The organism is Aerococcus tenax (assembly GCF_003286645.3).
Lineage (GTDB): Bacteria > Bacillota > Bacilli > Lactobacillales > Aerococcaceae > Aerococcus > Aerococcus tenax.
Window position 1 is genome coordinate 1,892,437 of record NZ_CP127382.2, and the last position, 15,290, is coordinate 1,907,726.

Here is a 15,290-nt window from a genome sequence, read left to right on the forward strand (position 1 = left end):
ATCTCGCCTTTACACCGAAAGCTCCAAACAAACTTAAATATTCACCTAACCCCCTACACATCATAAGGCATAATTTTCTCTCGAATCAGATCTTTATAGCCATTCCGTATTTCCTTAATATACTTCAATTTTGGTTTAGGGTTCTCAGTATTTGCCTTGTAAGCGTTAAAATCAGCCGTATTAATCATTTCACTTTCACCAATTTGCGGACCTTCCCGGTCTTCATCATAGTTAGCAGCGACGTATTTCAATAAATCTTCATCTATAAATTCTGCCTTGGCATAGTCTTCTAAGACCCGTTCCTTATAACCGTTAATTTCATTAGCCAAAATTTCATCAGTCGACTGATTTTTATACTTATCTGGGCTGGAAATAATAGCTTGGAAAATATCACGAATTTTTTCACTTAATTCGGGCTTCCGGCGACCAAATTCATCGATAGTCTTCTCCGCTTCATGTTTAAATTTCTCTTTATCTTGTTCTGCCGTCGATTCACGGTAACGGTCAATGAGAAGCACTAGATAGTCATAATCAATTTGTTCCGTTCGAACCGATTCAATCTCATACTCGATATCGATCGAATCATCCTCATCAACTTCATCCTCATCGTTCATCTCATCTTTAATCCGTTCGATAAGATTTTTATAAGCTCCAGTGTAGTCTTCAAATTCTTCCCGGTCGAAGCCATATTGAGCGACAAATTCCGCTTCACTAAAGTCACTATAAACCTCAATGGTCCGGTAAATCGTATCGAATCGTTGAAAAGCTTTGGCTACCCGCTTCATTTCAACTAATTCAGTGTAATTGTTGAAACTCTCTGCATTAGGCACTAGCGCTCTTAGTTCTTTAACCGCTTCATCAAGCTCTTCCTTCGACTCTTCATAAGTTGGCGCTTGAATCTGATCTTCCCCACCATTGGAATAGAGTATGAGGGCCTTTTTAACGGCTTCCTCATAGATGGCTGGTGTTTGAAAAGTGACAATTTGTCCATATTTCTTATGGTCATCAAACAAACGATTAGTCCGAGAGAAGGCTTGAATCAAGTGGTGTGGTTTCATCGGTGGTCGATCCATAAATAATGTCGATAGACACGGCGCATCAAAACCTGTCAGTAAGCGATCGACCACAATTACCAAGTCCACTTGTTCAGAACGCACTTTATAGGTATCTGACTTACGCGCTAAACGATTATTGAGATTTTGATTATAAGCATTTAGAGTTTCAAGAGAAAAGTTTGTGCCAAATTCCTGGTTATAATCCGTTAAAATCTCTTTCATCGCTTCTTTACGGTCTTGAGAATCGTGTTCATTATCAGAGATGGAGAAGGTAATCGCAACTTTAGGAAAATCCAAGACCGCACGTTTAGTGATTTCACTAATGGAAACTCGCGGATTTTGACCGGCCTTGACTTCTTTAAAGAGTTGGTAATAAGCAATGGCTTTATCAATAGAAGTTGTCGTTAAAATGGCATCATAGGTCTTTCCAACACCATTATTAAAGCCAAATTTATTTTGTGATTTATTAATAATTGAATCCACCACCGCTTCCATATGGTCGGGATGGTCAAATATGGCTGAATCTAACTGGGCTTCCTTTTCCTTCTTATCAATCGCATCAAGGTTAGCCTTAGGAAACTGGTTTGCCACGAGCTGGTCGAGTTGAAAGTCACTGAAGGTTTGCTTGTACTCAATTTGAAAACCTAAAACAGCTTGGTCATGCATGGCTTCTTGGACAGTGTATTTATGCAAACATTCACCGTACTGCTCTTCTGTAGTCCGAGCAAGATCACCAAAGGCATCACGAGCATTCTCCGCAAAAAGCGGCGTCCCGGTAAAACCATACCAAAGAGAATATTTGAAAAACTTCTCCAGTTCAAATTGCTTCTGTGGTGTGACTGCGCGATGACATTCATCAACAACCACCGCAAGTCTTAAATCCCTTAACTTATTTAGCCGCTTATTATCAGGATTTTGATCGTAGCGCTTCATGACATGGTTTAATTTCTGAATGGTGGTGATCACTAAGGATCGATCCTTAGAGGTTAAGCGTTTGATCAGGTCATTGACATTAGCCGTTTCATCCACATCGACAAAATCTGCTTCAGCATAGGAGGCGAAGGCATTAAAGGTTTGTTGGTCAAGGTCTCTACGATCCACAATGAAGATGGTCTTATCAATCGAAGCAATTTTTAACAGGTTGCGGGCAACCTTAAAAGAAGTCAAGGTCTTCCCTGAACCTGTGGTATGCCACACATAGCCGCCTTTTTGTTGATAACTGGCTTGGCGAATGGCCTTAATGGCGTGAATTTGATAGGGACGTAGTAAAATGACTGAATTACTAGATTTATCCAAGACCGAGTAATTTGCAATCATTTCATGAGCTTCTGGAATCGAGAGCACAGAAGTCGCAAAATCTTCTAAATTCATTACTGGTTGGTTATCTTGATCGACCCAGCCCGTTAAAAACTTGGCATTCAACTTCGTATTGGCAGCGATATACTTCGTATCCACCCCATTTGAAACCACAAACATTTGCAACATGGAAAAAATTCCATGATATTTTCCGGTTTTAATATAGCGATCAATCTGATTAAAGGCCTTTTTATAGCCTTCTGACCGATTCTTCAATTCGATTTGAATTAAGGGAATCCCATTAATCATCAAAGTCACATCAAAACGCCCATCTTGGTCAAGAAAATCGCGTTTTTCACTGCGAAATTGATTAATCACTTCATAATGGGAGCTCCCCCCAGCAATCTCATTGCCATTAATTACCATTAACTGGCAGGAGCCAAGGGATGCATCCTCGCGGTGGAGCTCGACTTGAGCCACACCATTCTCCCCACTAAGCCACTCTCCAGCCGCATAAAAAGAAGAAAAGTCCAATTGCGATTTAATTGATAGCTTTTCTTGGGTCGTTAAAGGCACGCCATCTAACTTGGCGGTATTATTCGCTTCTAATTGTTGGAAAAAGTTCTTCCAAAGATCATCGGCTGTCTTTAAATCAGAACGATAAGTCCACTGCGATTCCCTTTTCGTTAACAGTTCGATTAAGCGTTCTTCCATTTGCTGCTCTTGAGTAAAAATTTTTGCCATATCATCACTTGTCCTATTGCTTTTCTTGACTTGATACAAAGATTTCATTTATCTTTATCGCTTGATAATACTTTCAGTATAGCAAAGAAAACAAAGGCTTTCAGTGGAATTTTTACAGGAGAACGGTATAAGTGTATAAAAGATGATGCTTGGAGTATGAAGGGGGATATATTAGGTCATGGAGAAAGAATTATTGGATTCAGGATAAGTTGGGGAATTTAGCAAACTTTTCAAAAGGTAAAGGATATTCTAAGAATGATCTTGTAAGTAGCGGATTTCAAATTTTGCTATATGGTAGTTTATATACTAACTATAAAATAGAAATTTCAGAAACTAATACCTATGTTTCGGATGATACTGGCGCTGTTAAGAGTAAAGGACACGAAGTAGTTGTTCCATCTTCAGGAGAAACCCCTGACGAGATAGCACGGGCCTCTGCTATAACTTCTAAAGATATAATAATTGGTGGAGATCTAAATATTGTCCTCCCGCCGTTTCAGCTCAACTCTATTTTTTTAGCTGTAGTTTTAACATTTGGAAAGAGTCAAAAAGAATTAAGAAAACGAGCACAGGGTGCTACTATTACACATTTAAGAAATTCAGATTTAACTCATGTATTGGTTTCATATCCAACAAGAAAAGAACAAGATATCATCACATTATTTTTAAAAAGATTAGATAAAATTATTACTCTTGAGCAGAAAAAAATTGAGAAGCTAGAGCTGTTAAAACAGTACTTGCTGCAGAATATGTTTGCAGATAAGAGTGGCTACCCTAAAATTAGGTTCACTAATTTCAATAATGAATGGAGTCAAGATAAATTAGAGGATGTTGCTGACGTTAGGGATGGTACACATGACTCTCCTAAATATCTATCAGAAGGAGTTCCATTAATTACCTCTAAGAACGTAGGTAATGGAAAAATAAATTACAATGATATTAACTATATTTCTCTAGATGATTATAAAAAAATCAATAATCGTTCAAAAGTTGATATTAATGATATTCTTATGGGAATGATAGGAACTATTGGTAATTTAGCACTTATTCATACAGAACCTGCTTTCGCAATAAAAAACGTGGCTTTAATCAAAGATACTCAACAGATATTTTATCTCTTTTTATATTATTACCTTCACTGCCCGTTTATAACTAAACAGTTGCGGATTAATTTAGATGGAGGAACTCAAAAATTTATATCATTAAAGAAAATACGCAATTTGCTTATTAGAACAACCAACTCTGTAGAACAAGAAAAGATCGGTAACTGTTTTAATACGTTAGACTCCCTTATTACTCTTGAGAAAACTAAACTAGATAAAATACAGATATTAAAACAAAAATTTCTCTCATCTCTATTCATTTAAATTCAATAAAATCGCCTCTGCTGAGACAACTAGCAGAGGCCTTTTATTAAGTAATGATATTTACAAGATAAGATTTAAATCGAATCGTCTGTAACCTGATAAACTAAACGCTCTTGTCTGGTCAACCATTGCGATCAGTAACCCGATAGATCATATTTAATGACTCTGGCTTACCTAATCCTTATCTAATAAATCGTTTTCTTTCCAGCCGTCACGTTCATTACAGAACGTCACACCAATGATTTTTCATCAGATTTTCTCACCATCATAATCGTCACTATCAATTTTATCCATTGCTTGATATAGATTTTAACGGTTAGCACAACTCGATAGATAAGAGATGCTAAGTCTCCATAAAACAATCAAAATATGATTTGACTATAGTAACAATGTCATTAAATTATTTCATATTTTGTATAAACTCATTGTGATTCGTTACTTCCACCTCGCTTACCTCATCTTTTTTATACAATAAATTGTACAAAATTTTAATTGAAAGCTATAACTGACAAAGAATTTCCATCATCTTATTATTATCCTTGTCTTCTAACTCTTGGATGATATGCAGATAAGTCTTCTGAGTAGTTGCCATATTAGCATGTCCAAGGCGTTTCGCTACACTAGCAATCGAAACGCCCCCATATAGCAACAAAGAAGCGTGAGTGTGGCGCAAGGCATGAATAGTGATTTCTGGAATATCAGCCAGCTGGCATAGCTTAGCCAAGCGCTGGTTGACCGTAGAATTATGGATACGTCCCTGAACAAAGATCGGCATATTCTGAGGAAATCCTTGGATTAACTGTTGAAATTGTAGGGTTAATTGCCAGTCCAAACGAATCTTCCGTACAGAAGAAACATTCTTAGTCGGAACAAACCCACCTTCATCTTTCTTATAGTCCCAGGTCTTATTAATCGACAACATGTGCTGGCTGAAATTGAAGTCTGCGGGAGTGATACCCAAGGCTTCGCTGAAACGTAACCCTGTCTTGGCAACTAAAAGAATGAGCCAGTCATAGGAAATCTCTGTTTGCAAGTGGAGCTGATTCAAGAGCTTGTGAAGCTCATCTTGGTTTAAATATTTAGCCTTCTTAGCCTTTCCTTTAATTCCCTTAATCACCACTTTTCGTGTCGGGTCACGATCAATTAATCCCTCATCATAAGCTTCGAGAATAGCACCTTTCACCAGATGATGAAAGTCTAAAGTCGTTTGCTTCTCATGGCTTTGGGAAAATTGGTTAAGTAAGCCCTGGTAGTTTTTCTTGGTCAGCTGGTCCAAAGTTAAGTCTGGAGCCAGCCGTTGCAAGTGCCGCCAAGTCAAATCATACTTTCTCAGGGTCACATCACGCACAGCCCCTAACTTGTACAACTCAAACCACTCCTTAAAATACTGGTGAAAGAGAACTTTCCGTTTTCTTGCCATAATAAAACCTCCTGATAATATTTGTTCTAACGAACCTTATTATTATCAGGAAGTTTATGGAGATATTAAATAAATAATGATTGGAGGAGTTTGTTTTTGAGGTCTTTGTATTCCATTAATTTTGACTGTTCAAGAGTAATAATGCTATCTAAATTAGTTATGAAATTACTAATTTTTTCTTGCTCCGCTATTTTTGGAATAAGAATATTTACTTTTAGAAAATCTGTAGAATGAATTTTATATTGTCCATATAAAGCCCCCTGCCGATAACTAATAATTTTGTGTAATATTCGAGGTGTCTGTACGATATAAGAAATAACATCTGGATTATTATTTGTTATTGAAAAAATCTCATAAACTACAGATATGCAGGCATTTCCAAATTTATTAAGCCCTATTGCTCCTACATCCAAGTTATTAGAACTATATATCAAATCATTAAATTCTGTCGCTTTATATTTTTTGTTTGAGTTTTTGACCAAAAAACTTCGATCATAACGGTCTCCTTTTTCTTCAATTCCACCAGTCGATGTAAATGACATTAATGGATAGTCAGCATTAGGAATTATTTTTTCATCTCGTTTATCCAGAATTTCACCTAATTCACACTGAATCCACTCTTCATCAAAATTATCAAATCTTAGCTTAGGATTCCCATCATTGTTAGCAAACATATTCTGCAGCAAGTACTGTTTTAACAGCTCTAGCTTCTCAATTTTTTTCTGCTCAAGAGTAATAATGCTATCTAATAGCAATAAAGTTTTTTCAATTTTTATCTGTTCATCAAAGGTAGGGATATATAGCTTATATTTTAATAAATTTTTCGCAGTGATTCCAAATACTTTCATTCCTGTTCCAACCTTGCTTCCAAATTTTCTAAAAGTAAGGGTATGGATATGATAATAAAGAAAGATAGATGAAATTCTGTGAGGTCTTAAAACTATAGTATGTAAGCCTGCAACTATTTTGTTAAGGGGGGTGCAAATTATTACTGAAGGCCATGCGATGCCTTCATAATCTTCGGAAGCATCTGCTAAAATTAAATCATTTTTCTCAAGTAACTCATAATCTCCTGGGCCTATATTCGGCAATATACTATCATCCGAAACTAAGTTGACTTTATTGGTATGAATATCTCCATAATGAATATATTTATAACCTGTCTCTTCATCTACTTCAACAGATCTTGAAAGAGAATATGACTTTTTTTGAACAACCAATTCGCCTAATTCACACTGAATCCAATCATCCGTGAACCCCTTGAACCTTAACTCAGGTTGTTTTCTTTCTTCTGCCATTATTTAAACACATCCTTTATCGCCTGAATGAGTTCTGCGGTTTCGTCCGTCACCTGCAAGTCATCCACCATTTCTAAGAATTCGGCTGTGGTTTGTTCCAGTTCTTGGTTGATTTCTTGCATGTCCTTGCTGACTTGGACAATATCGATGGGTTCTGGCTCTTCGAAGGTATCCACATAGCGAGGAATATTGAGGTTATAATCATTCTCTTGGATTTCTTCATAGCTTGCTTTATGGGCGTATTTCTCCACATCTTCCCGCTTATTATAAGTATCAATAATCTTATTGATGTGATCTTCGGTTAAGATATTTTGGGTCTTCACCTTTTCGAATTCCTTGGACGCATCAATAAAGAAGACATCACGACTGGTTCGGTTCTTCTTCAAAACAATAATCGTGGTAGGAATACTGGTGTTGTAGAAGAGGTTTTCCGGCAAACCAATCACTGTGTCAATATAACCATTTTCAAGCATAGCCTGGCGTAACTTTCCTTCAGAGGCCCCACGGAAAAGAACTCCGTGAGGTAAGACAATACACATGGTACCGTCTGTCCGCAAGTGGTAGAAACCATGGAGCAAAAAGGCAAAGTCAGCCCGTGATTTAGGTGGTAGAACCCCATAAGCAGCAAAACGCGGGTCATCTAAAAAGCCCTTATCGGCTGACCATTTTTGCGAGTAAGGCGGATTCATCAAAACAATATCAAAGTTGGTTGGCTCATCTGTGGGCCAGTCGGCATCCAAGGTATCCCCATTCCGTAACTTCTGATGGTCAGTTGGCACCCCGTGCAGCATCATATTCATCTTAGCTAAGTTGTAAGTGGAGGTGTTAATTTCTTGCCCAAAGTAACGGATGGAATTTTCCACGTTTTCATCAGCGTACTTCTTAGTATTTAAGAGCAGTGATCCCGATCCAGCCGAAGGATCGACCATATAAGGAATTACCTTATCATTCTTTATTCTATCTATTGCTAATTTATCAGCAGATGAAGCATATAGCATAAATCTAACAATATTAATTGGTGTAAAGAATTGACCTTTAGTTTGTTTAAAACCATCTCTTATTATTCCCTCAAAAAAATCTCCGAGAATATCTTTCCCGTTTAAGCTATTTTTCCCATCAACAAAAGACAAGTTTTCAAGCTGTTGAACGGTGTATTTTAATTTAGACAAAGAGAATTTTTTAGTATCGACTACATAGGATTTATTTAATTCCTTTTCATCTATTACATACAACTTCTCTTTTAAAGCTTTTCTATAAAGATTATTTATTCTTTCAAACAGTGTTTCATTGCTTTCAAAATCATCATCACTGGCTTTTTCAAACATCAACGATTGAAAATCGTATCTTTCTCCATCTTCTTTTTCATCTTCATCTTGAATTTTAGCTAAAATCAAATTCACAAGTGAAGAGAACACCTCATTGTCGTCTGTTCCTCCACCTCCCCATAAAACATTGTGAAGATCTTTTTGTAGGGTTGTAATATATTCAGTAGAAAAATTTGTTCTTAAATCATTTTCACTTCCCTTGATATAAGGTACTTTTTGTGCTTTTTCATAGCGTGCAGGTAATTTATTTGTAGCGTTTCTTACTTGTTCCCAATCTACAAATGTCGGTATTTTTTCATAATCAATTACCATACATTCATCATCAAGAGTTTCTTCATTTAAAGTATATAGAACCAAATATTTTACAATATGACCTTGTGCTTTTTCTAATGCTCCTAAATTAAATAGTTGCTTTTCTATAATTTCATCTTTTGAGTCTTTTGCATATTCATCGGGTGCTTTTACTTCAATAAATAAAAATGCATTATCATTTTTATCTTTGACAATAACATCTATTCTGCTTGTAATTGTATTTGGTCTTCCTGCTTCATATTGTTTTTCAATCTCTATTCTATCAGCAGGATATCCCAATTCATTTACTAATTTTGTTAATAAATATGCTCTTACAAGCTCTTCATCCTTATATTCTGTAATAGTCCTATGTTCTATTATTCCTTTATACCTGAATTTATTATTTTCAGTGGACAAGTTTTGAACTATAGAATTGGGCTGACTATTGATAAAGTCGACAATATTTTTTATATTCTCTTTTGCTATTCCCATCTTATTTGACCTTTTCCTCTTCTTTTACTATTTCTACAACTTCCTCTATCTTGCAATCCAATGCCAAGCAAATCTTTTCTAATGACTCTAAGTTCACATAAGAGTTTTTGCTCATTCTTGAAACTATGTTGCTTGTTATGTTTGCAGCTCTTTTTAAGTCTTCTTTGTTCATTTCTCTTTCTACCAATAAGTGCCATAATGGTTTATAAGAAATTGCCATATTATTACCCCTTATCCGTTTTATTGTTAAGATATATTATATCATAAATAGACTGATAAGTCACTTTAGCCTATTTTATACTTGTGCTTACGTTAGTATTTATTGAGATAGTCCTTGTTTTTTTCCTTGTCCCACTTGGAACTGCTCCAAATCAGACGGTCTCCAAGGGACGTCTAAATCATGTAAAGCTATTAATTTATTCTGTACATTTGTACCTGCTCCCATTTTTTGAGTAGAACCTAATAATACTCTTACTTCTCCTTTTCTTACCTTAGAGAACAATTCATCTTTTTGTTTGTCTGTATCTGCTTCGTGGATAAAAGCTATTTCTTCTTTAGGTATTCCCATATTCACTAACTTATTCCTAATATCATCATAGATATTAAATTCTCCATCTCCTTTTGGTGTAGACATATCTGAAAATACTAACTGGGTTGATGAGCTTTCTTTTGTCTTATCCCAGATTGAAAAGATATTTTTAACGCATACATTTACCTTTGAATTAGGATCATCTGGAAGTAGTGGGTTTATTAATCTTTGGTCTAGGGCAAGTTTTTTACCATCATTTGTAATTTTTAGCATATTATCTTCTGTTGGCTCGACTTGATTATTTCTAACTGCGTCAGCTCTATCTGAAATAGCTTCTAGTATTTCTTTTTGTTCCTCAGTAGGTTTTGTTTTAATAACTTCAAAACTTGCTTCTGGTACTGGCAAATTTAACATATCTGAAGTCTTTATATCTGCTACTTCTTTAAACATAGACATCAATTCTGGTAAATTATAAAACTTTGAAAATCTTGTTTTTTGCCTATATCCAGTGCCTTCTGGAGATAATTCAAAGGTATTTTCTGTTTCTCCAAAAGTAGAAGCCCAAGCGTCAAAATGTTCTAATCCTCTTGCCTTTAGATCGTCATATTGAAGGTATCTTTGCATAGTATAAAGCTCTGTCATTGAATTTGATATTGGTGTACCAGTAGCAAATACAACTCCCTTTCCATCTGTCATTTCATCCATATACCTACATTTCATATACATATCTGAAGACTTAAAGGCTTCACTCTGACCGATACCCGCAACATTCCTCATCTTGGTATGCAAGAATAAGTTTTTGTAATTATGAGCTTCGTCTATAAATAACTTATCTACTCCTAGTTCTTCAAAGGTTATTACATCATCTTTTTTAAAGTCATCATTTAGTTTTTCCAGTCTTACCAAGAGTTTCTTCTTTGTCTTTTCCAGTTGTTTTACTGTGAAATTTTCCCCTCTATTTCTTTTATTCTCATCAATAAAGGAAACTATATCATCAATTTGGTCTTGTATATGTCTTACCTGGTATTCCTTAGACATCGGTATTTTTTCAAATTGAGAGTGTCCTATGATGACCGCATCATATTCTCCCGTTGCAATCCTACCAATAAATCTTTTCCTATTTTTGGGTTGAAAGTCTTTTTTATCGGCCACCATAATATTTGCTGACGGATATAACTGCATAAACTCCCTACCAATTTGAGTAGTTAGATGGTTAGGAACTACAAATAATGATTTACTTGCAAGTCCTAACTTTTTAGATTCCATAGCAGAAGCTACCATTTCAAAAGTCTTTCCTGCTCCTACTACATGGGCAAGTAGTGTATTTCCACCATAAAGAGTCCTTGCTATGGCGTTTTTCTGATGTTCTCGTAGTCTGATTTCAGTATTCATTCCATCAAAAGTTAAGTTAGAACCATCAAATTCTCTATTTCTAATTGAATTGAATTTTTCATTATAAATCTTCTCTAGCCTATATCTTCTATCAGGATCTTCAAATATCCAATTCTTAAATTCTTCTTTAATCAATTCCTGCTTTTGACTTGCAAGCATAGTTTCTTTTTTATTTAATACAGAAGTCTTAGACCCATCATCATTTATTACTTGGTCAAATACTTTTGTATCTTTTAAATTAAGAGCGTTCTCAATTAGCTTATAGGCATTCACTCTACTTGTACCATAAGTCATGTTAGCAAGGTCATTAGTTGAGTCAACACTCTTACCTTCAATATTCCATTCACTTGTATGTGGTGAGAACCTAACATTTATATTCCACCTATCATAGCCTGGTGTTTTTAAAAGATTAAAAGTAAAGTCTTCTATATCTTTTTGAGGTATCCAGGTTGCTCCTAACCTTACATTTATATCAGAAGCAGTTAGTTCTTCAGGCATAACTTCTTGTAATTTTTCTCTTTGATATTTGAGTTTGCCTAACTCGTTTAATAATGTGTCTTTCTTTTCAGAAGGTGCTAAATCTATTACATTTTCAATTTCTCCGATATATGAATTGAGGTAGCCAATTTTTTCTCTAATATTGCCACTTAAATATTCATCAGCTGATACATATGAAAAATGAAAGGGATCGTCATTGTTAAAGTTTTCAAAGGGCATTCTGTTATTTATTAGGTCTGTATCCTTAATATCTAAAAATATCTCGCCTTCTAGCTCACCAATTAAGGTGTCCCTATCTTTACTTGTGATAGATTCCATATATTCAAAGTCTACATATCCTTTTTGTGAAACTGATAAGACTAAGGCTTCAAGGGAAGTATCTACATGATCTACTACCTTTGCCTTTGTTATTGTTCTTTTTGAAAATATATCACTCTTAGCTTTGAAATTATCCTCATCATCAAGTATTTCTATTGATGATACTAAAGGAAAGTTTGAGTCTTCCTTTAAGGCTCTAGTGTTTGATAAGGAGTTAATAAAGCCATGTTTCTTTGAAAAGTTATCATAGACTTCATTTAACTTTGCTTGTGACTCTTTTATTTCTTCATCAGAAAAATCGTCCTTTTGTTTTTCTATTACATCTTTTAAAGCATTCATTACATCAAGGTAATCTTTTATCTTTTCTTTGCTTTTGTCTGATATATTCTGCTTAATTAAGACTGAGTTTTCTCTTAGGTAGACCTCTTCATCAATAATAGTGTAAGAAAAGTTTTTAACATCGTCTGTTGCTGGAAGACTTAATTCTTCATATTCCAATAGTTCAACTTCTTCATATTTTGAATTTGAAGATATTTCCTTACTTGCAAGATCCATTAAATCTTTTAGATTTTCGTCTTCTTTTTCATCACAAGTAATAGTATTTCCAAATCTTCCAGATACTTCTTTCATATCCCCTAATACCATTTGAGGATTATCTACAAAGTATTTATTATAAGTCAAACCCTTTTTATCAGTTGCTAGGTGTATCCAATCGTCATCTCTTTCTATAACTGAATCTCTCTTCTTTAAGAAAATAATATCTGATGTAACTTCTGTACCAGCAAGTCCTTTAAATGTTGTATTAGGAAGCCTCATAGCTCCTAAAAACTTACATCTTGCATTAATATATTTTCTAACAGATTCATCTTTTTTATCCATAGTTCCAGATGATGTTATGAAGGCAATAATTCCTCCATTCCTAACCTTATCTATAGACTTTGCAAAAAAATAATCGTGAATCAGAAAGTTATTTCTGTTATATTCACGATCGTTAACTTTAAAATCTCCAAAGGGAACATTTCCTATAACTAAATCAAAGAAATTGTTTGAAAAGTTTGTTTCTTCAAAGCCTTTAATTTGAATGTTAGCTTCAGGATAAAGTTCCCTTGCTATTCTTCCGCTTAGACTATCTTTTTCTACTCCATAGACTTTAGAGCTTTGTATTTCACTTGGCATACTTCCAATAAAATTACCGACTCCTGCAGATGGTTCAAGGATATTCCCAGTCTTAAAACCCATATCTGTTATGGTCTTATATATTCCATCCATTACCTCTCTAGGTGTATAAAATGATGTTAGAGTAGACTCTTTAGCATTCAAATACTCATCATTTGTTAGATTTTCTTTTAAAATATTTCTTGCTTCAAGCCATTGTCCTCCCTTTTCTTCATCAAAGACATCGGCAAGACCACCCCATCCTAGATAATCAGCAAGATAGGCTTGTTCATACTCTCTTGGACTCCTATTTTCATTTTCAAGTCTTTTGAGCATCTTAATAGCTTTTATATTTTTATCTAGCTTTTCTGATGGTGTTAGGTATTCTGAGTAGATATGATTTTTCAAGTCATAATTTCTAGCAAAACTTAGCCTTTCCTTATTAGGTTCATAGCCTAGATTTTTTAAATCCTCTTTACCCCTCAATAAGTTTTCGGCTGCTTCTCTTGGAACATTGTATCTATCCATCATTTGGTCAATTTCAAGATTGTGGTTATCTATAAAGCTTTCTTGCTCTACTTGTCTTTCAATTTGTTTTTCATGCTCAGATAATTTGTATATCTCATAATTTCCACTATCTAAAAGGTCATCAATCTTTCTACTTTCTTCAAATGTTTCACCTTTATATAAAGGGAATTCTTCCCCATTAACTTCTACCTTAGTTCCAGCTTCAATTAAGTTAATTCCATCAAAGGTATTCTTATCTTCTAAAATAAATTCTTTTCCAACCTTTACTGCTAATTTTTCTGATGTTTGAGTTAGATTTTCAAAGATTTCTTCAAGGTATGAATCGTTTCTATATGGAATTACTTCCGAACCCCTAATCATACCTCCCATATACTCCATATTATCTCTAATGGTTACAGTTTTAAGTCCTCCACTTAGTTCATCAAAATCTGTAATGGTAAAGTCCTTATCTTTATATCTAACCTGATCACCTATCTTAAACTTAGGCTCTATCTTTTCCTTAACTTCTTCTTGTGAAGCTTTTTCCTCACTTAGTGCAACTTGCTCTTCTAAATATGAAAATTCACGCTCATTAACTTCTTCACCATCTCCAAGGTCAATTCTATAATGTTCGACAACTTCGCCGTCTACATAGTGATCAAAATAGAATTTGAAATATCCGATATAATCATCAGTCATTTCTCCAAATTCATTTTCTCCATGAGTTTGATTATGGTCTTTAATATCAATATCCTTTTGTCTTAGGATATTGATTAAGTCTTTAGTTACTATCTGCCCACTATAATCGGGAACTAATTCGTGATTTTCATTAAATTCTACAATCCAGTAATCTTTTCTATTTTCAGTGTTTTTGCCATCAAAAAAAGAAGCTTCATCAGCTTCCTTTTCTGGACTTATTTCATTTTCTAAGCTTCCACGTATTCCTTGATTGCCATTTTCTTCACTGTTGCCATCAAGTTGTTCATCTGTCCTTGGTATTCCTCTGGATTCCCTCTCATCATTTTCTCTGTCAATCCTTGTGCTTTCATCATCTTGACTTTCTCTCTCTTGATAAAGTCCACTGCCTGATTCTGAATTTCCTTCAGGTGGTTCAAAAGTGTTTTCTCCTCGTACATTTTCTGAAGTTTCTTCCAGTTCTCCATGTCTTCGCTCCCTACCAGGTAAGACAGTCTTAGAACTGCGTATGTTGGATTCGGAAATCTCTCCATAAATTCCAGATCCTTCTCCATCATGTCCAAGGTTTTCTCTTCGATCTTCATTGCTATTTCTTCTGTCGCTTCCATCTGTGAAAACTCGTCCATCTCTACTTCTTGACCTATCATCTCGTCTATATAAATCATCTTGACCTCCTCTATCTTCATTTATATTTTCTATATCTCTATTATAGTCGGCAGCGGCCCTTTCTGTCAGCAGCCTAGCTCGATCCATTTCCTTAGATTTTTCTATTGTGCTATCTATAATATCTTCGCTAACTCTTGATATTACAAGACCTATCTGTTCTAAAGAAATTGTATTAATCCTAGAAAAATTATTTTTTAAATTTTCCATATCCATAGGATAGGCTGTATTAAACCTATTAGCT

The 15,290-nt window shown here is 34.9% G+C and carries 6 protein-coding genes and 2 pseudogenes; 1 reads left to right on the plus strand and 7 read right to left on the minus strand.

The window, feature by feature from the left end:
- Positions 1 to 53: 53 nt before the first annotated feature.
- The gene (locus tag DBT50_RS08845; protein WP_111852783.1) at positions 54 to 3,095 is read right to left on the minus strand and encodes a type I restriction endonuclease subunit R; all 3,042 of its coding nucleotides are present in this window, start codon (positions 3,093 to 3,095) and stop codon (positions 54 to 56) included.
- Between the two features lie 149 nt (positions 3,096 to 3,244).
- On the opposite strand from DBT50_RS08845, the gene DBT50_RS08850 reads away from it, so the two are divergent.
- Positions 3,245 to 4,462 carry a restriction endonuclease subunit S gene (locus tag DBT50_RS08850; protein ID WP_111875578.1) on the plus strand — a complete coding sequence of 406 codons (1,218 nt, stop codon included), beginning with the start codon at positions 3,245 to 3,247 and terminating at the stop codon, positions 4,460 to 4,462.
- A gap of 499 nt (positions 4,463 to 4,961) precedes the next feature.
- Here the strand turns inward: DBT50_RS08850 and DBT50_RS08855 are convergent, their stop codons facing one another.
- The 6 genes and pseudogenes from DBT50_RS08855 to DBT50_RS09655 all read right to left on the minus strand — a co-directional run.
- Positions 4,962 to 5,882, minus strand: a complete 921-nt coding sequence (locus DBT50_RS08855) for a site-specific integrase (RefSeq protein WP_111852785.1) — start codon at positions 5,880 to 5,882, stop codon at positions 4,962 to 4,964.
- Between the two features lie 65 nt (positions 5,883 to 5,947).
- Complete coding sequence (locus DBT50_RS08860; RefSeq protein ID WP_198434785.1) at positions 5,948 to 7,180, minus strand: restriction endonuclease subunit S; 1,233 nt, start codon at positions 7,178 to 7,180, stop codon at positions 5,948 to 5,950.
- Positions 7,180 to 9,288 (minus strand): type I restriction-modification system subunit M, encoded by a 2,109-nt coding sequence (locus DBT50_RS08865; RefSeq protein ID WP_111853409.1) that lies wholly within the window; start codon positions 9,286 to 9,288, stop codon positions 7,180 to 7,182. The genes DBT50_RS08860 and DBT50_RS08865 overlap by 1 nt, the downstream gene beginning before the upstream one ends.
- Before the next feature lies 1 nt (position 9,289).
- Positions 9,290 to 9,508, minus strand: a complete 219-nt coding sequence (locus DBT50_RS08870) for a helix-turn-helix domain-containing protein (protein ID WP_111853410.1) — start codon at positions 9,506 to 9,508, stop codon at positions 9,290 to 9,292.
- A 99-nt stretch (positions 9,509 to 9,607) separates the two neighbouring features.
- Positions 9,608 to 11,743 (minus strand): annotated as a pseudogene (locus DBT50_RS09650) (DEAD/DEAH box helicase family protein); the annotation flags it as partial.
- A gap of 209 nt (positions 11,744 to 11,952) precedes the next feature.
- A pseudogene (locus tag DBT50_RS09655) lies at positions 11,953 to 13,561 on the minus strand (Eco57I restriction-modification methylase domain-containing protein); the annotation flags it as partial.
- Positions 13,562 to 15,290: the final 1,729 nt, after the last annotated feature.